12 protein-coding genes are annotated in these 18542 nt (G+C 72.6%); all 12 read right to left on the bottom strand.

All coding sequences use genetic code 11. The features are described from left to right. Positions 1-31: 31 nt before the first annotated feature. Entirely contained in the window at positions 32-763 is a 732-nt protein-coding gene (locus IG64_RS08220; RefSeq protein ID WP_037853615.1) for a hypothetical protein, read from the bottom strand. Further along, positions 760-1623, bottom strand: a complete 864-nt coding sequence (locus IG64_RS08215) for a RimK family alpha-L-glutamate ligase (protein WP_037853614.1) — start codon at positions 1621-1623, stop codon at positions 760-762. The genes IG64_RS08220 and IG64_RS08215 overlap by 4 nt, the downstream gene beginning before the upstream one ends. A gap of 79 nt (positions 1624-1702) precedes the next feature. Beyond that, the gene (locus tag IG64_RS08210) at positions 1703-2716 is read right to left on the bottom strand and encodes a BtrH N-terminal domain-containing protein (protein WP_051812502.1); all 1014 of its coding nucleotides are present in this window, start codon (positions 2714-2716) and stop codon (positions 1703-1705) included. Further along, positions 2713-3369 carry a hypothetical protein gene (locus tag IG64_RS08205; RefSeq protein WP_199811535.1) on the bottom strand — a complete coding sequence of 219 codons (657 nt, stop codon included), beginning with the start codon at positions 3367-3369 and terminating at the stop codon, positions 2713-2715. The genes IG64_RS08210 and IG64_RS08205 overlap by 4 nt, the downstream gene beginning before the upstream one ends. A 19-nt stretch (positions 3370-3388) precedes the next feature. After that, positions 3389-4063, bottom strand: coding sequence for a 2OG-Fe dioxygenase family protein (locus IG64_RS08200; RefSeq protein WP_037853611.1), 675 nt, complete (start codon positions 4061-4063; stop codon positions 3389-3391). A 302-nt stretch (positions 4064-4365) separates the two neighbouring features. Continuing rightward, positions 4366-9705, bottom strand: coding sequence for a type I polyketide synthase (locus IG64_RS08195; RefSeq protein ID WP_107474195.1), 5340 nt, complete (start codon positions 9703-9705; stop codon positions 4366-4368). Continuing rightward, positions 9698-9928, bottom strand: coding sequence for an MbtH family protein (locus IG64_RS08190; protein ID WP_037853609.1), 231 nt, complete (start codon positions 9926-9928; stop codon positions 9698-9700). Before IG64_RS08190 ends, IG64_RS08195 begins: the two co-directional genes overlap by 8 nt. 30 nt (positions 9929-9958) lie before the next feature. Further along, entirely contained in the window at positions 9959-14584 is a 4626-nt protein-coding gene (locus IG64_RS08185; protein WP_107474194.1) for a non-ribosomal peptide synthetase, read from the bottom strand. A gap of 76 nt (positions 14585-14660) precedes the next feature. After that, positions 14661-15485, bottom strand: coding sequence for a mycofactocin-coupled SDR family oxidoreductase (locus IG64_RS08180; protein WP_063758764.1), 825 nt, complete (start codon positions 15483-15485; stop codon positions 14661-14663). Further along, a complete protein-coding gene (locus IG64_RS08175) occupies positions 15482-16612 on the bottom strand; it encodes a M20/M25/M40 family metallo-hydrolase (RefSeq protein ID WP_051812499.1) in 1131 nt (376 codons plus the stop codon). Before IG64_RS08175 ends, IG64_RS08180 begins: the two co-directional genes overlap by 4 nt. Next, complete coding sequence (gene argB / locus IG64_RS08170; RefSeq protein WP_078883865.1) at positions 16605-17483, bottom strand: acetylglutamate kinase; 879 nt, start codon at positions 17481-17483, stop codon at positions 16605-16607. The genes IG64_RS08175 and argB overlap by 8 nt, the downstream gene beginning before the upstream one ends. A gap of 78 nt (positions 17484-17561) precedes the next feature. Further along, on the bottom strand, positions 17562-18536 hold the full coding sequence (gene argC / locus IG64_RS08165; RefSeq protein WP_234438430.1) for an N-acetyl-gamma-glutamyl-phosphate reductase: 975 nt from the start codon (positions 18534-18536) through the stop codon (positions 17562-17564). Between the last annotated feature and the right edge of the window lie 6 nt (positions 18537-18542).

Here is an 18542-nt window from a genome sequence, read left to right as displayed (position 1 = left end):
TTTCATCGGCGAGTCGGTGTCCCGGGTCCCGTCACGGGATCCGGAGCCGCCGCTCCCACAGGTACTCGTAGAAGGGAATGTGGTGTTCGTAATAGCTCTGCAGCAGCGGGTCGCTGTCCGTCGTCCTGTCGTAGGTCCGCTCGCGGCGCCGTATCGTCGACGTGGCGCTGACATCCGTGTGCCAGCGCGCGGACTGGCTCCACTCCGGACGCTCCCCCGGCTGCCACCGCAGGGCGTCGGGGCGGAAGGGCAGGCCCACCGCCGCGCAGTACTGCCGGACGGTCGCCTCCGGGCGGTCCACGAAGTCGTCGGAGTCCAGGATCACCGCGCTGCCGCCGGCGTCGAGGACCGCCTGATGGATCCGGTGCAGGTAGGCGATGCCCACTTCGTGACAGGCCATGTCCGGCTTGATGGCCGCGTACGAGGGGATGATCTCCTTCGGGTTCCGCAGCAGGAAGGCGTGGTGCCCGCTCTTGAGGAAGTCCTGGCGTGCGAACACGGAGTCGTAGAAGCAGTCGGTGGTGTCCTTGAAGAACACCGGCCGCCGTGCCGCGAGTGCGATGAGCGTGTCCGTCAGGGTGTCCGTGTCCTGCACCGCACGGCCGTCGACCACGGTGCTGCCGTCGTTGGCGATGTTGCAGAACGGCTCGTGCAGCGCCAGCACGTCCTGGCGTTCCACCATCATCCGGAAGAACACCGTGGAGCGGGAGCGGGGCGCGCTCCACAGCGCGAGCAGTGAGGGGTGGCCGGCCGTCGCGCTCATGTCGCCGCCTTTTCCCGTGCCTCGATCTCCGCGAGGGCCCACTCGACGATGCCCTGGGCGACGTCGATTCCGGTCGCGTCGACGGCGCCGTGGAACTCGGGGGTGTGGTTGACCTCGTTGGCGTAGAGGCGTTCCTGCTGGTCGATCAGCAGGTCGACGCCGAGGAACCCGCCACCCACCGCGTGTGCCGCCGCGACAGCGAGCTCCGTCAGTTCGGGGGTGATCGGGCAGGGGGTCGCCGCGCCTCCGATGGCGGTGTTGGTCCGCCAGTCGTCGACCGCGTTCTTGTAGATCGCGCAGATCACCCGGTCACCCGCGACGTATGCCTTGATGTCACGCCCGGGTTTGTCGATGTGCTCCTGGAGGAAGAAGACGTGCTGCTGCGGGTTCGGCAGGGCGGCACGGTGTTCGAGAACGGCCCGGCCCTGCTCCTCGTCGCGCACCCGCGTGGTCAGGTGTCCCCACGAACCGGTGACGGGTTTGACCACGACGGGGTACCCGAGTTCGGGCATCGCTTCCAGGGCCGCCCGTGTGCCCCAGGTCGCCGCGGCCTGCGGCATCCGCAGCCCGGCGTTGTGAAAGGCGAGTGCGGTGCGCAGTTTGTCGCCGCAGACGTCCAGTACGGCGGGAGTGTTGCAGGTGGGGACCCCGAGCGCTTCCAGCGTGGTCGCGACGGAGGCGGCACGGCTGTGGCTCACTTCGCGCATGAGCGCGGCGCGGTAGGGCGGCCGGCCGTCGGCGAGCAGCAGCCTGAGCCCGCGCGGATCGACGTGCTCGCAGCGCAGCCCGAGCCGCTCGAACGCTTCGAGGATCAGTCGCTCCTCACGGCGTATCCGGGAGGCGACCACGGCTATGGGCATGGCAGTTCTGTCCACGATTGCCCTTCACGGTCGATGTGCGGTGGTGGAGGCGCCGTCGGCCGGCCGCGTGCCGGCCGGGTCAGGACACCGCGTCCGCGGCGAGTTCGAGCAGGTCGAGGGCGGCTTCCAGGCGCCGGACGAGTGCGGTGGCGTGCGCGCGCAGTTCCGCCGGCCGGTGCCGCTGCCAGACGCGTGAGTGGGCGCCGGTCATGCGCACCCCGGTCCAGCCGTGTGCCACTGCGTCGACACCGGCCGCCGCTTCCGCCAGTTCCGGGATCCGCCATCGCACCGACTGGGCGCGCAGGAATTCGGCGTGCAGGCCGCTCTGGGCCTGGATGTTCCACGAGATGACGTACAGCTCGCTCAGGGCCTCGGACGCCGCGTCCGTGCCGGGGGTGAGCGCGCACAGCTGGTCGAGGTACTGGCGCAGGCCGGACAGTCCCGTCTGGGTGTCCGCAGGGGACTCCTGCCGGTACCGGGCGACGTTCTCCCGGATGACATGGCCGACCCAGTGCCGGTCCGGTTCCGGGACGGGGCCCGTCATGCGGGTGCTCAGCCAGCGGCGGCCGCTGGGGCTGGCGCTGAAGAACACGTCCGCGTCGTCCGGCGGGTTGAGCGATCCCCAGCTCGCCAGGAAGTCGGCGAGGGGTATCCCGCCCTGGAACGCGGGCGGTTGGGCGTCGGAGACGTACACCTCGGTGTCGGTGATCCGGTAGACGACGAGGAGGTGTGCGGCGTGTACGTCGTGGAAGGCGGGCCGGAACGGCAGATGGAAGTTGTCGACGGCGGCGATGGGCAGCACGCCTGCCGCGAGCGCTTCGCGCAGATCGTCGACGCCGTCGCCGTCGCCGCGATGCCAGGCCGACTCGAAGGGGTGGTGGAGAGCGAGTCGCCCGGCGAGCGAATCGGGTTGAGCGAGGAAGAAGTACTCCTCCGGGCTCCAGGCCCCGGGGCGGCGGCGGAACTCCCAGGGCGCGCCGAGGACGGTGACCGGGTCGTGGCCGTCGCGGATCAGCGCCGTCGCCAGGGTGCCGTGCAGGCAGCTGCCCAGGTCGCGTGTCCAGAGTTCGACCGGCGGTGCGGTGGTGGTCATGTCGTCGCCCCCTGCGCGAGTCGTACATCGGCCGTGGTCCGCAGGGTGAGCGCGAAGACGTGCATCGCGACCGAACGCGGCAGCCGCAGGGAGTGGGCGACACCGTGGCGCGGCATCCCCACGCGGGTCAGCCACATCGTGGTGGGCAGCCCTTCCTGGACGTGGTGCGGGTAGTGCATCCGGGAGGTGCGGAAGGCGCTGAGCTCTCCGAAGGCGGGGGTGCCGTCCAGGAAGTCCGAGATTCCGACCCGGAGCGGATCGGCGTGCCCGTCGTCGTAGTGGGCCCAGATGGTGTCCTCGCTGCGCCGTTCGGAGGCGGCGAGGAGATAGATCCAGTCGTACCGGCCCGGTGGGATGTCGACGACCTGTCCCTCACACCGGACGTTGTCCCCCGTCGCGTGCGCGTTCGCCCAGGTGAAGGGGATGCCGGCCACCTCGATCAGGGATCCGGGCGCGGGAAGTTCCGCTGCCGGGAAGGAGTTTCCCCAGGCGTTCAGCCGCCCGGAGCCGAGGTCGCGGACGTCGGTCGTCGCCCGGTTGTTGAGCAGGCCGTCGATGTCGATCAGGCGGAACTCCGGTGCCGATGCCGCTCCGGGCAGTCTGAGCACGCGCGTGTCCGGTCTGCCTTCGGTGCGTACTGACGTTTCTGCCACGTGACTCATCAATCCCCCATCACCGGAGAAATCTGTACGTGCGTCCTGTCACTTCGTCCGGGACGGGCACGCGGTTGAAGTCGACGATCATGGTGTCCCGCCAGCCGGACTCGGTGCCGGGTTCGGGCCGGATCTCGCTGACGCTGTGTTCCATCGTCGTGTCGGACACGATCAGGGTCTCCAGCGGCTCGGTCATGGCGACCGAGAACTGTGCCCGCGACTCGTTGTTCCGGAACAGGTGGTTACGTCCTCCGGCACACTGGTGCCGGTCGATCAGGTGTATGGCCACGTAGGCGTGACCGTCCGAATGACGGCCCTCCGGCGCCGGTTCCGAGCTCTCACCGGAATCCGCGATGACCCGGATGAAATGGATGCCGAGTTCCCAGTCCTGCTTGCCCGCCGCCTCGTTGACGACGGCGACGGTCTCGCGCAGCAGCCGGGGAAGGCAATCACCCGCCAGTACGGCATCGGTCAGCGGCTCGAACACACGCAGCCGGCCGCCGAAGGCGCGGTTGATCTCCTTGCTCTGGAAGAAGTCGGATCCGCGCAGCGGCTCCAGCGCGCCGTCCCGGTGGGCGAGCACTCTGCCGAACCGCCGGTTGCGACGGCACCGCTCCTCGCCGAGGTAGGGGTCCGGGACGAGTTCGTCCCAGGCCGAGGTGAATTGTTCCCAGTCGCTTCCCTCGGTGGGCACGCTCAGCCGGCCATGTGCCCAACCGTGCTGAGCGAAGTGATCGGCGCACAACCTTCCAGGTGTCGATTCTTCGATCAGCACTGAGTCCTGACCTGGCATGTGGGGCTTCCCCTCTGCGGTGCGACGTCATACACAAAAACCCGCAGTCGTTGCCGAAACAATACTACAAATACTGCACCAATACTGCGACGACCCTCTGGAAAATCCGCAACGAGCCGGGCCCGGGACAGGTGGGTCGCGCCGTCCCGGGCCCGGACGGCCCGGGGTGGCGAGATCGTCATCACCCCGGGCCGGTCGGCCGGTCACCCAGCCGCGGCCGCGACGGCGTCGAGCTGCTCGGGGGTTCCCGCATCTCGTCGAGGCACCGGGCGTTCGTCGACCGGGGCGGTTTCACCGGCGTCCGCGGCGGCACCGCCGACCTCGGCGGCGAGGAACTCCGCGAGGGCGCGGACCGTCGGGTTGCTCCACAGGATCGTCGGCGGCAGGTCCACCGCGAAACACCGGTGCAGCCGTACCCGGAGCGCCACGGTGAGCACCGAGTCGACACCGAGCTCCAGCAGGGGCTGGTCGATCGCGATGTCGTCCACCGCGAGGTTGAGCTCGGCGGCCACCTGCTCGTGGGTCGCCTTCAGCACCAGCTCCGGCAGTTCCCCGGCCGGCACGGTGGCCCAGTCCACGCCCCCGGCATCGGCGCTCTGCGCCCCCGCGTCGGTGACGGACAGGTGGGAGAACACCGGCAGCGTGTGATCCGGCATGACCCGCATCACCGCCGCGTAGGGCAGCGCGAACCGGTCCGCGTAGGCCCAGCTGCGCAGCGCCTCGGAGACGGTGATGCCACCGAGTCCGCGGGACTCCGCCTCCAGGATCGTCGCCCTGCCGGTGGTCTCGCCCATGCCGCGTCCGATCCACTGCGCCCACGCGAAGCTCGTCGTGCCCGTCTCCCCCCGCGAACGCCGCAAGGCGGCGAGCGCGTCCAGGAAGGAGTTCGCGGAGGCGTAGCTGACCTGGCCGGTGAGCCGTGCCAGCTGGCCGCACGAGGAGAACATCGTGAAGAAGTCCAGCGTGCCGGCCGGGAAGAGCCGGTGCAGGACCATCGCGCCGTCGGCCTTCGGGCCCATGGTGGTGTCCAGGTTCGCCGCACCGGTCTTCTCCACCAGTGCGTCGGAGACCACACCGGCGCAGTGCACGATGCCCCGGACCGGCGGCATGTCCAGAACCCCCGGGTCCAGGGCGCGAGCCGTCGCCTCGGCGTCGGAGATGTCCAGGCTGAGGACGCGCACCGTGGCACCCGCCGCCTCCAGGGCGACGACCTCGGCGATCTGCGCGGCCACGGCGGGATCGTCCACCTGGTCCCACCGCGCCCGGGAGGGAAGACCCCGCCGGCCGATGAGCACCAGACGCCTGGCGCCCTGCTCGACCAGATGGCGCGCGGCCTCCAGACCGAGCGCGCCGAGCCCGCCGGTGACCAGGTACGTGCCGTCGGGGCGGCAGTCCACCGGCTCGCGCTCCGCGGGCCGCGCGACCTGGCGCAGCCGGGCGGCGGTGACGCCTTCGGAGTCGAGCGACAGGACGTCCTCGGTGGGCGGCAGAGCGCCGATCAGCGAGGCCACCTGCTGGGGCTCGGCGCTCTCCGCGACGTCGATCACGCCGCCCCACAGGTCGGGGCGCTCGCCGGCGACGATGCGACCGGCGCCCCACAGCGGGGCGTGCGCGAGCGCGGCTTCCGTCGTGGCCGCCCGCACCTCGCGGGTGAGCGCCCACACCTTGGGCCGCCGCTGCTCGTCCGGGATGGCCGCCACCTGCTGCACGGCGTCGACGAGCAGCTGCGTGCACCGGCGCGCCGCCTGCTCGGGTGCCTCCCCGGGCAGCAGCGCCTCGGGCGCCACGACGACCACGTCGCCGCAGGTGAGCGAGGCGTCGCCGATCGCGGCCGGGTCCGCTGCCGCCCGTGCCCGCACTCCGCGTGCGGTGAGCGCCTCGACCAGGGCGGGGCCACCGGCGGCGCCGCCCACCAGCAGAGCCCGGGACGGGACCGGCGCGTCGGCGGGGATCTCCACCGGCTCCCAGGCGAGTTCGTGCACCAGGTCACGCGGGCCGACCGCGCCGGAGCCGATGTCCTGGACCTTGACGTAGCGCAGCCCCCGGGCCTCGCAGACCACGGCGCCGCTCTCGTCGGCCACCGTCATGCTGATGGTGTCCGGGGTGCGCGGGTCACGCACGGTGTGTACGTGGATCCTGGGCGGCGGGGGGCCGACGAAGGACAGGGACTCCAGGTGCGAGCAGGTGCGCAGGACGTTGGAGTTCTCGTCCATCACCAGCACCCCGCTGGCGGTCAGCGCGGCGTCGATGACCGCGGTCCAGCTGGACGGGTGCAGCTTCGGCGTGTGGTCCACCGTGATCGTGGAGAACTGCTCGTCCTCGCCGCGCAGGAGTTCCTCCACGACCCAGGGGAAGGTGTACCCGTCCACGCCCATGGTCCGGAAGATCCCGTCGACCTTGGCCCAGGTCCAGGACACCGGGCAGCGGGCCCGGATGACGTCCGGGTCCTCCATCGGGCCCGCTGCGACCTCCGGCTCGTGCACGACGGTCGCGGTGGTGTGGGTCAGCCACTCGTCGTCGCGGACGTCGCCGCTGTCCTGGTCGCGCTTGATGCGGCTGGCGAGGCGCACCTTGTCCTGCTCCAGCACCACCTGGACCACCCGTGTCGGGTGCGCGGCCAGCGGGATGCGGAAGACGATGTCGCGCAGTCCGCAGGCCCGTTCGCCCTCGTTGGTGGCGGCGCCGATGAACGAGTTGAGCACCACGGACGCGGGCACCGTCTCCACGCCGACGACCTTGTGCGACTGCGCGTACGGACGGTTGTCCATGTGCAGTTCGGTCTGCCAGACACGCTGGACCGGAGCGCTGGCGACGGTGGTGCGCGCGCCGATCAGCGTGTGGGTCTGCGGGTCGTGGCCGATGCCCGCGCCCTGTTCCGGTGCGGTGTCCGGGAAGATCCAGTACGGCTTGTGCTGCCAGCGCACCGCGGGGACGTCCACGAGGTCACCGTCGTACGACCAGGTGACCGGACTGCCGAGGCTGTGGAGCCGGGCCAGGTTGGCCAGCACGGTGCGCTGCTCCGGCTGTTCCCTGCGCAGGGTGAGAGCCACGTGGGCGTCGGGGACTCCGGCGTCCAGTGCGGTCTCGGTGATGGAGTGGGCCACCACCGGGTGCGAGGAGACCTCGAGGAAGACCCGGGTGCCGTCGTCGAGCGCGGCCCGTACGGCCTGGTGGAAGCGGACCGGTTCGGCCAGGTTGGTCGCCCAGTACTCGCCCTCGCGGGGAGCGTCGGAGCGCGGGTCCGCGAGGGCGGTGCTGTAGAGCGTCACCCGGGGTGTTCCGGCCCGCAGTTCGGCGGCGGCCTGTCTGACCTCGTCGAGGATCTCCTGCACGTGCGGGCTGTGGAAGGCGACGTCGGTGTTGACCCGGCGGGCCTGGATGCCGTCGGTCTCCAGGTCCGCGAGCAGGGCCTCGACCGCGGCGGTGTCGCCCGACACCACGGTCGACAGCGGGCTGGCGGCGATCGCCGCGACCACCGCGTCGCGGTCGGCGACCCGCTGTACGACATCGGCGAACGCCATGGGCACCATCGCCATCGCGCCGCGCCCGGCGACCTTCTCGAGGGCACGGGCGCGGCGGCAGGCGAAGCGTGCCGCCTCCGCGCGGTCCAGGCTCCCGGCCACCGCGGCGGCGGCGATCTCGCCGACCGAGTGCCCGATGATCGCGCCCGGACGCAGGCCCAGGTCCGACCACACCTCGGCGAGGGCGACCTGCATCGCGAAGGTCATCGCCTGGGTACGGACGACGGTCCACGGGCCGCCCGCCTCGATCGCCTCGCGCGGGGTCCATCCGAGCTCCTCGGAGAACACGGGGGCGAGTTCGTCGATGACCTCGGCGAACACGGGCTCGGTGGTGAGCAGTTCCTGCCCCATGCCGGTCCACTGCGCGCCGTGCCCGGAGAACACCCAGGCGGGCCCGGCCGCGCCGCCGTCACCGAACCCGGACGCCGACTCCAGGGTCACTGCGGGGGAGTTCTCGCCGCCGGCCAGCGCGTCGAGTCCGTCCAGCAGTTCCTCCGTGGTGCCGGCCACGACGGCGGCCCGGCGGGAGAGGTGGGAGCGGCGGGCGGTGAAGGTGTGGGCGAGATCGTCCAGCGCGGTCTCGGGGTGTGCCCGCAGCCACGCGGCGACCGAGCCGGCCAGTCCTCGTACACCCTGCTCGGAGGCGGCGGACAGCGGGAAGACCCGGGGGCGGGCCGTGGCGGCGGCAGCCGGACGCTCGCTCCTGTCCGGGCGCGGCGGGGCCTGCTGCAGTACGGCGTGCGCGATCGAGCCGCCCACGCCGTAGCTGGAGACTCCGGCGCGCATGCCGTGTTCGCCCCGCGGCCACGGCGTCGGCTCGGCGACCAGGCGCAGTCCCCGGGCCTCCAGCCCGAGCCCGGGATCGGGTTCCTCGTGCGGGCTGGGCGGCAGTTCGCCGTGGCGCATGCCCAGCAGGACCTTGATCACGCCCGCGATGCCGGAGGCTGCCTCGACGTGGCCCACGTTCGGCTTCAGCGTCCCGATCAGCAGGGGGTTGTCGCCGTCCCTGCCGGGGCCGAAGACGCTGCCGATGGCCTGGGCCTCCGCGGCGTCGCCGAGCTGGGTGCCGGTGCCGTGCGCCTCGACGTACTGCACCGTGCCGGGGTCGATGCCGGACCGCCGGTAGATCTCTTCCAGCATGCGCTGCTGGGCACTGCCGTTCGGCGCCATCATGCCGTCGGAGCGGCCGTCCTGGAAGACACCGCTGGCCAGGACGAGTCCGTGCACCGGATCACCGTCGCGCACCGCGTCGGACAGCCGCTTGAGCACGACGACCCCGCCGCCCTCACCGCGCCCGTAGCCGTCGGCCGCCTTGTCGAACGACTTGCTGCGGCCGTCCGGGGAGGTCGCGGAGGCCGCGTCCAGGGCCACGACCAGCGCCGGCGAGGCCATGATGTTGATGCCGCCGACGATGGCCACGCTCGTCTCGCCCCTGTGCAGGGCCTGGCCGGCGACGTGCAGGGCGGTCAGGGATCCGGCGCAGGCGGTGTCCACGGCCATGCTGGGGCCGCGCGCGTCCAGGAAGTACGAGATGCGGTTGGCGATGCCGTAGAAGGTGGTGCCGTTCACGGCCCAGGCGCCCGTGCGGTCCAGGTCTTCGAGCAGGCGGCGGCCGTAGTCGTTGGAGTTCGCCGCCACGTAGACGCCGGCGTCGGTGCCGGCCAGCGAGGTCGGCGGCAGTCCGGCGTCGCACAGGGCTTCCCAGGCGAGTTCGAGCATGATCCGCTGCTGCGGGTCGATGTACTCGGCCTCGCGGGGCGTGATCTGGAAGAACTCGGCGTCGAAGCCCTCGATGTCCCGCATGAACGAGCCCTTGCGGGTGGTCGTGCGCAGGATGTCGCGGGTGCGGCTGTCCCTCACGTACGGGTCCCAGCGCCGGTCGGGCATCTCGCCCACCGCGCTGCCCCCGGCGCGCAGGAACTCCCAGAGCCGGCCGGGGGTGTCGAGGTCGGGGGCGAACCGGCAGCTCATGCCGATCACCGCGAGGGGCTCCAGGGACGGGTTCTGCACATTCTCAGCCAACGCGCTCTGCTCCCTTGTCGTCACCGGCGCGGCGCAGGCTCAGCGGCCGCAGATCAGTCCATACCTCGGCTATGTGTGCCAGGCAGTCGCTCTTGGGGCCCTCGAAGCCCTCCGCGGCCCAGCCGGCCGGGACGTCCTGCCCGGCGGGCCAGATCGAGTACTGCTCCTCGTGGTTGCGCACCACGAGGTATGTGCGCTCGTCCGAACTCACTCCCACTCCCATCGGTCATGCGGTGATGTACGGTCCTGCGGGTCAGCCGCGCGGGGGCTGGACTTTCTCCCGGTCGCTTCCGGCGGCCGGGGCGGTCGCGTCGAGCGTCCGGATGTACCCGGCCAGCTGGGCCGAGGAGTTCAGGGCCCGGGTGCGCAGCAGCTCGTCCAGCTCACCGGGTTCCGCGGGGGCGGTGAAGCGGCGCAGGGCGCGGGGGGCCGTGGCGGAGGGATCCGCGGCCAGCCGGGCGGCGGCCTGCCCTGCGATGCCCGCCACCCAGACCCGGCCGGGGTCCAGGTCGCCCACGGCGGTGTACCACGCGTGGTCCGGGCAGGGGCTCAGTGCATGACCGGCGGCGCGCAGAGCGGCCAGCAGGTCCTCCGTCGTGCCGACGGCCGCCGGGACGGCGTCCAGGTAACGGGTGCCCGGTTCGGTGTGACCGCGGTCGGCCAGCAGCACCGCCCGGGCCACGGCGTCGGCGGGCAACGCCTGGAACAGTTCGTTGCCCGGCTGCGCGAAGCTCTCGGGGAAGCTGCTGGTCTCGATCATCGCCCGGCACCAACTCCACACGGCGTCGGCGGGGTTGATCTGGTACCGCCGCTGATCGCCGAAGACGCTGGGAATCCTGATCACCGCGGCGGGTACGTCCAGTTCGGCTGCCAGGTGGAGGTACTGCTCGGCCATCGCCTTGGAACGCACGTATCCGTTCGCGGCGGACGGCAGTGCCTTCAGCGGTCCCGGCGGCACGGTCGAACCGGGCGGGTAGGCGGCGGAGTCGGCCACCGAGCTGGTGGACACCAGAGTGAGAGCGGAGCGGCGGCCGCGGGCCGCGAGTTCCAGCAGACCCGCCATGCAGTGCGTGTTCGCCGCGGCCAGCCGCTCGTAGGGGTAGACGTGGTTCACCCAGGCCGCCGTGTGGATGATGCGGCCCGCCTGCTCGGCCAGGCGGTCGCGGTCGAGTCCGGCGAGCCCGAGTCCGGGCGCGGCGATGTCGCCGTCGACCAGTTCCAGCCGTGCGGCGTGCTCCTCGTGCCACAGCCCGAGGTCCGCCATCCCCGCCGCCAACTGCTCCCGGCGGCCGGTCCCCCCGCGCAGCAGGCAGATCACCCGGGCCCCCGCGGCGAGGAGTTCGGCGAGCACGAACCGGCCGACGAAGCCGGTGGCCCCGGTGAGCAGGACGGTGTCGCGGTCCGCGTCCGCCCGGGTCCCCGGGCGGGGGATCCGGGCGGCGCGGGCGGCCAGGTCGGCGCGCACGTCGGCGAGTTCGGCCGCCGTGTCCTGTCCCGGCTCCGGCGCCGCGGCGCTCCCCGCTGCGGCACGTACCGCGTCCACCTCGTCGGCCAGCGGCTGCAGTTGAGGGCAACGGAAGAGAGTCTCCACCGGCATCTCGACGCCGAAGGCCGTGCGTATCCGGGCGACGAGGTGCATCACCATCAGGGAGTGTCCGCCGAGTTCGAAGAAGCTGTCCTCGCCGCCCACCGCGTGGGCACCGAGCAACTCCTGCCAGATGACCGCCAGTTGCCGCGCGGTGTCGCTGTGCGGCGCCTCGCCGCGCGGTCCGGCCGGCCCCGCGTGCTCCTTGCGGTCGGCCAGGGCACGGCGGTCCAGCTTGCCGTTCCGGGTCAGGGGCAGCTCGTCGAGGACGGTGACCGAGGCGGGCACCATCCATTCCGGCAGGGAGCGCAGCAGGGTCCGGCGGATCGCGGTGCCGCTGACGCCGGCGTTCCCGTCGGCCGGTACGACGTAGGCCGCCAGGGCGGCGGCGCCCACCCGGTCGCGTTCCACCACCACGGCGGCACGGGCGACGACGTCCAGGGCGTCCAGCGCCGCCCGGACCTCGCCCGGTTCGATCCGGTGCCCGCGGATCTTCACCTGGTCGTCGGCCCGGCCCAGACATACCAGCTCGCCGTCGCCGCGGCGGACCGCCAGGTCGCCGCTGCGGTACATGCGGGCTCCGGGTCGTCCGGCGAACGGGTCGGGGAGCATGCGCTCCGCGGTCAGCCCCGGGTTGGCGACGTAGCCCAGGCTGACCCCGTCCCCTCCGACGAAGATCTCTCCGGGTACGCCGGTGCCGACCGGACGCAGTGAACCGTCCAGCAGGTACAGGGACAGGTCGGCGAGCGGAGGCCCGATCGGGGACGCCGTCCCGGCGAGGTCCTCCTCGCGCACCGGTCGCGCGGTGACGTGCACGGTGGTCTCGGTGATCCCGTACATGTTGATCAGTTCCGGCCGCCGGTCGCCGTACGCGCGTGTCCAGGGGCGCAGCGCGGCGGGGTCGAGTGCCTCGCCGCCGAACACCACGTACCGCAGCGCCGCCGGGTCGGGGTGCTTCAGCAGGGTCTCGCTCACCTGGCCGAACGCGGACGGGGTCTGGCTCAGCACGGTGACCCGCTCGTCCCGTACGAGCTCGGCGAAGACGTCGGGGGCGCGGGTCGCCCACTGCGGGACGATCACCAGCCTGCCCCCGTGCAGCAGCGCACCCCAGATCTCCCAGACGGAGAAGTCGAAGGCGTAGGAGTGGAACAGGGTCCACACGTCGTCCGGCCCCGTACTCAGGTGCTCGCCGCAGGCGGCGAACAGCCGGAGCACGTTGCGGTGCGTGACGAGCACGCCCTTGGGGCGGCCGGTGGATCCCGAGGTGTAGATGACGTAGGCGGGTGCGTCCGCGGGGACGTCCACGGCGGCCGGGCCCGGGGTCTCTTCCCGCCATGCGGGGTCCTGCCAGTCGACCACGACGGTGTGCGGCCCGTCGTCCAGGGCCTCCAACGCGGGAGCCGACGCGGTGGCCGGGGTGGTCAGCACGGTCCGGACCCGGCACTCGGCGAACTGGTCGGCGGTGCGTCCCGCGGGGTTCTCCGGGTCGACGGGCAGGTAGGCGGCGCCTGCGCGAAGCACGCCGAGAACGGCGGCGGGCAGGTCCACGGTGCGGTCGAGGACGAGGCCGACGATGCTGCCGGGTCCCTCGCCCCGCTCTTGCAGTGCGGCGGCGATCCGGTCGGCTCGCGCGGACAGTTCCGCGTAGGTGAGCCGGTCGCGTTCGTCGCAGACGGCGGGGGCGCCGGGCCGCCGGGCCGCCTGCGCGGCGAACGCGCCGTGCAGGGTCCGCGCGGGCCGGGCGGCGTCGCCCTCGGCCGTGACCGGCGCGCGGGCCGGGATCACCACGGGCTCGCCGGGAGCGAGCATCTCCAGGTCCGCCACCGGGGTGTGCGGTGCGGCCAGCCCGGCGCGCAGCAGCGTCTGGAACCAGCCGGCCCAGCGGGCCACCGTCTCCGCGTCCAGCAGTTCGTCGTCGTAGGGCATGTAACCCACGACCTCGTCGCCCTCGCACCACAGTTCGGCCATCAGGTCGTAATGGGTGGCCCCGCCGTCGAGTTCGGCGAAGGTGACGTCGATGCCCGGCATGGCCGGCGGGGTGGGGGCGCCGTCACGCAGCGAGAAGGAGGTCTGGAAGATCGGTGTCTCACCGGGGCGCCGCGAGGGCTGGAGCTCGCGCACCAGCATGTCGAACGGCACCTCCTGATGGGTCATCGCCTCGCTCAGGGCGGTACCGGTGCGGCGTATCAGGGTGTGCAGGTCCGGCCGGTCACCGACCTGGACGTGGATCGGCAGCCAGTTCAGGAAGTACCCGATCATCTGCTGCATCTCCGCGCGCGGCCGCCCGGCCACCGGTACACCGACCACCAGCGAGTCCGACCGCACCAGGCGGGAGAGCAGGGCGATGTACCCGGCGAGGAACGCGCCCAGGAGGGTGGTGTCGTGCTGCCGGGCCGCTTCGCGCAGCCCGGCGACCAGTTCGGCGTCGAAGCGTACGTGGTGGAAGTGCCCCTGGCTGCCGCGGACCGCGGGCCGGGGACGGTCGGTGGGCAGGTCGAGACTGTCCGGGGCACCGTCCAGGCGGTCGCGCCAGTGGTCGAGGGTGCGCCGCATCGTCGTGCCGTCGACCGTGGCCCGCTGCCATGCGGCGAAGTCGGGGTAGTGCAGGTCGAGCGGGGGCAGCTCCCCCGGTGTCCCCAGCTCGCGGGCGTACAGCTTGCCGAGGTCGTCGAGCAGGATGCCCAGCGACCAGTTGTCGGAGACGATGTGGTGCTGCACCACGGCCAGCAGGTGTTCGTGTTCCCCCGTGCGGTACAGCGTGCAGCGCACCAGGGGTCCTTCTTCGAGGTCGAAGTCCTCGGCGACCAGTGCGGAGGCCTGCTGCCGGGCGGTGCGGGCGGGATCGGCGGCGGTGCGGCAGTCGACCCGCTCCAGCGGGAGTCCGAGCTGTTCCCGTACGACCTGGTAGGGGCGGCCGTCGCGCTGCCGGAACACGGTGCGCAGTGCCTCGTGCCGCCGGCCGAGCTGCTGCAGTGCCCGCTCCAGCGCGTCGGGGTCCAGTTCGCCTTCGAGGCGCAGGGCGACCGGGACGTGGAAGATCTCGCGCCGGGTCAGCAGCTCGTACATGAACCACAGCCGCTCCTGCTCGAAGGAGCAGGGGGCCTCCGGCGCACCGCCGGCGCGGCGCGTGATGCCGAGACCGGCGCCCTGACGGGCCAGCAGTCGCTCCACCAGCCGGCGCTTGTCCGGACTCAGTCCGGCCAGCCGCGAGCGCAGTGCGGCGATGTCGGGCGGCACCGCGGCGGCCACCGGCGTGTCCGGCAGGGACCGTGGCTGCTCGGTGGGCAGGTCCATGGCAGAGGACTCCTTGTCGGGTCGGCGGTCCGCGGTACGGGAGGTCGTTCGCGTGGACGTGGTGCGGGCGGGCGGCTCAGTGGGCGGTGAAGCCGCCGTCCACCAGGAGTTCGGTGCCGGTGACACCGCCGGACCGGTCACCGGCCAGCCAGAGGCAGGCGGCCGACACCTCCGCGGCGGTGACCAGCCGGCCGATCGGGTGCAGCGCCGCGGACGTGCGCTCGTAGTCGGGCAGTTCGGCGCCCATCGACGCGGCCACCGCGCGGGTGCTGCGGGTGCCCAGTGCGGCGTCGTCGGCCACGGTGGTGGGACAGACCGCGTTGGCACGGATGCCGTGGCGTCCGTACTCCAGCGCGATGGACTTGGTCAGTCCGATCACGCCGTGCTTTGAGGCGACGTAGTTGGCGTACCGCTCGAAGGCGACGCGCCCGCCGGTGGAGGCGGTGTTGACGATCCGTCCGCCGCCCCGCTCGACCATGTGCGGCAGCACCGCGCGGCAGGTGCGCCAGGTGCCGCTCAGGTTGACGTCCAGTGCCAACTGCCACTGTTCCTCGGTGAGTTCGTGTACCAGGACGCCTCCGGGGCCGAGGACGCCCGCGTTGTTGAGGAGGACGTCGATCCGCCCGAACGCGTCGAGCCCGGCGTCCACCACCTTGTCCACGTCCGCCTGGTGGCGTACGTCGGCGACTCCTGTCAGGACGCGGCTGCCGAGTCTTCGGCAGGCTTCCGCGGTCTCCTCCAGGTCGCGCCGGCCGGCCATCGGGTAGGGGCCGTCGTCGGGGGCGCAGCGGTCGAGGAGGATCAGGTCCGCGCCTTCGCGGGCGAAGGCCAGCGCGTGCGAGCGGCCCAGCGCGCGAGCGGCACCGGTGATCAGGGCGACATCGCCGTCGAGCATCATCATGCCTCCAGCAGCTCGGGCGCGCCGGTCGTCCGCGGCGGCGCCGCGAGGCGGCTCGCGAGCCGGGGCAGCGCGAGGGCCAGGACGTCGATCGCGCGGTACAGGTCACCGAGCGGGATGTGTTCGTCGGTGGTGTGGTCCAGGTGGGCGTCGCCCGGTCCGTAGGCGGCCATGGGGATGCCCCAGGGGGCGAGGGTGTTCATGTCCGAGGTGCCGGCCTTGCGTTTGAGCGTCGGGCGGACTCCCTGGGCGGCTATCGCGGCGCGGAGCTGGCTCACGACGGGGTCGGTGCGCGGCCGGGTCACTCCGGGGACCCGTTCGTCCACCCGTATCCGGCTGTGCGGTCTGCTGCGGGCGAAGCGTTCCAGCGCGGCGAAGTCGAACCCCGGCGGCACCCGGCAGCTCAGGAAGGCCTCGGCCTCGGCCAGATCGCCGTGCAGCCGGGTGAGCGTCGCCGCGGCGACACCGAAGGCGACCGGGTCGTCCTGTTCGGGCGTGAGGCCCCGCAGGTACTCCTGTATGTCGTGGGCGAAGCGGGCGGCGCGCTCCACGGCGGTCGGCTCCGGGCTGCTGGTGTGCAGGGGCGGCCGGCTGATCTCGTAGCCGATGCCGATACGTCCCTTGTAGCCCAGGCAGACGCCGTCCCAGCCGCTCGGTTCACCGATCACCAGCGCCGCCGGGGGCGGCACCGTGGCCAGCACGTGGTGGGCGCCGCGGGAGCCGGCGACCTCCTCGCCGACCGCGCCGATCACGTGCACGCGTACTCCCTCGGTGCGGGCAGCGGCACAGATCATGGTGACGATGGAGCCCTTCGCGTCCACCGCGCCGCGGCCGTACAGCAGGTCGCCGACCTGGACCACCGGTACCTGTCCGGGGACGGTGTCGATGTGTCCGAGCAGCATGACGGTGGGGCCCGTGCGCGGGCCGATCAGGCCGTGCACGTTGCCGACCTCGTCGACGTAGGAGTCGAGGCCCAGCTCGGCCATCCGGTCGGCGAGGAAGCGGGCGACGGGCAGTTCCCGGCCGGAGACCGAGGGGATGCCGAGCGCGGCCCGCAGGAGCCAGGCCGGGTAGTCCTCGTCGCCCGCCGCGGGGCGGGTACGGTCGGCGGTGCGCTGATGGTCAGCCAACTCCGTGTCCCTCCCCTTCGTCGCACAGCCGGCTGCCGGTACCGGACAGGGCCTGGTGGATCGGCCGGTGCAGATGGGCGGCCCCGATGGCCACCTGACCCACGGTCCTGCTGGCCCGGAGTCCGGCGCGCACCTTGTGCCGCATCCGTCCACGGACGACGTCACCTTCCAGGAGGCGCGGGCCCACCCGCGCGATCCGGGTGGCGGGGTCGCCGAGGTCGGCCAGGACGCCGCCCACATCGGTGAGCAGGACCAGGGCCGACGCGTCCAGGGCGGTCGCCAGCCGGGCCGCCGCCTCGTCGGCGTCCACGTTGAGCAGGTTGCCCGCGGCGTCGCTGGCCGGCGGGGAGACCACGGGGACGTGCCCCCGGTCCAGCACCGCGCGGACCGGGGCGGGGTCGACGTGCTCGATGCGGCCGGACCGGTCGTCCCGGATCAGTACGGTCCGGCCGTCCTGCACGGAGCGCAGGGCCGGTTTGCGGGTGGCGGTCAGCAGGGCGCCGTCCGCGCCGCTCAGGCCCACTGACCGTGCGCCGCGTGCCCGTAGTCCGCTGATCAGACGCGGTTTCACCCGGCCGAGCAGGGCAAGGGTGATGACGTCGAGCATGGCCGCGTCCGTGCGGCGGCTGTGCGTGCCGTCCGGGGACCTGATCATCCGGCGCTCCACGCCGAGTTGTTCCGACAGACCGTCGGCGACCGCTCCACCACCGTGAACGAGTACCGTCGGCCGGCCGGCGAGCGCCAACTCGGCCACCTCGTCCAGTACGGGCTCCGGGTCGCTCCCGCCGCCGATCTTGACCACGATCGGCCCGGCGTCAGCGAACTCGCCGATCAGCGGGTTCGGTTCGTACCCCCTCGGGTCCTGCGCCATGTTCCCCGCTCACCTCCCCTCGTCTCGTGCCGCCGTTCCCCTCGCGCCGTTCGGACGGGCCGTGTTCACGGGCCGGCGTCAGGCGGGGTGCAGTCCGGGGAATTCCAGTCCGGCGTCCTGTGGCATGCCGGCCGCCACGTTCAGGCTCTGCACCCCGCCCCCTGCGGCCCCCTTCACGAGGTTGTCCAGCGCGGCGACCAGGACGATGCGGCCGCCGTCCTCGTCCACGGCACAACCGATGTCGACGAAATTGGTGCCGCCGAGGAACTGCGGATCGGGCATCCGGTGCACCCCGCGCCCCCGGGACACGATCCGGACGAACGGATGGTCGCGGTAGGCGCGTTGCAGCACTTGCAGCACCTCGCGGCGGGTGACCGGCCGCGGGGGTGTGACATGGCAGAGCACCTGCGCGCCGCGCACCGTGGGGACGGCGGTCACCGTCATCCGGGCCCGCACCCCGGCCAGTGCGGCGATCTCCTTCTCGTGCCGGTGTCCCGCGGGCTTGTAGACCCGGAAGGCGTTGCCGCGCTCCGCGTGGTGCGAGGCGGGGCTCGGCTCCGCCCCGGAACCCGATGACCCGGCCCGGGCGTCCACCACCACGTCACCGGCCACCAGACCGCTGCGCTGGACCGGGGCCAGGGCCAGGACGGCCGCCGTGGCCATGCATCCGGGCACGCTGATCCGGGTGGCGCCGACGAGTTCGCCGGCGAACAGCTCGGGCAGGCCGGTCCGGTAGGCGGTGCCGTCCGCCGAGGGCCGGCCGCCGCGGAAATCGGGGCTCAGGTCCACGATGGTCGTGGCCTGGTCCGCCACCGCCGTCTCCACCTCGGCGGAGGCGCCGGAGGGCAGGGCCAGGAACGCCGCGTCCACCGGCTCCAGCTCCTCGGGGGACCGGAAGGTCAGGGCGAGATGATGCAGGTTGGGGTGCACCTCCGCCACCGGCCGGCCCGCATGCCGCCGCGAGAGGGCCTGTCCCAGTTCCAGCTTGGGGTGGGCATGCACCAGCCGCAGCAGTTCACCTCCGGTGTACCCGGCCGCGCCGACGACGCTCACCTTCAC

Origin of the sequence: Streptomyces sp. NRRL S-340, from assembly GCF_000720185.1 — a bacterium.
Classification (GTDB): domain Bacteria; phylum Actinomycetota; class Actinomycetes; order Streptomycetales; family Streptomycetaceae; genus Streptomyces.
The sequence above is the reverse complement of the archived record's forward strand: the minus strand, read 5'-3'. Positions and strand labels throughout refer to the sequence as shown.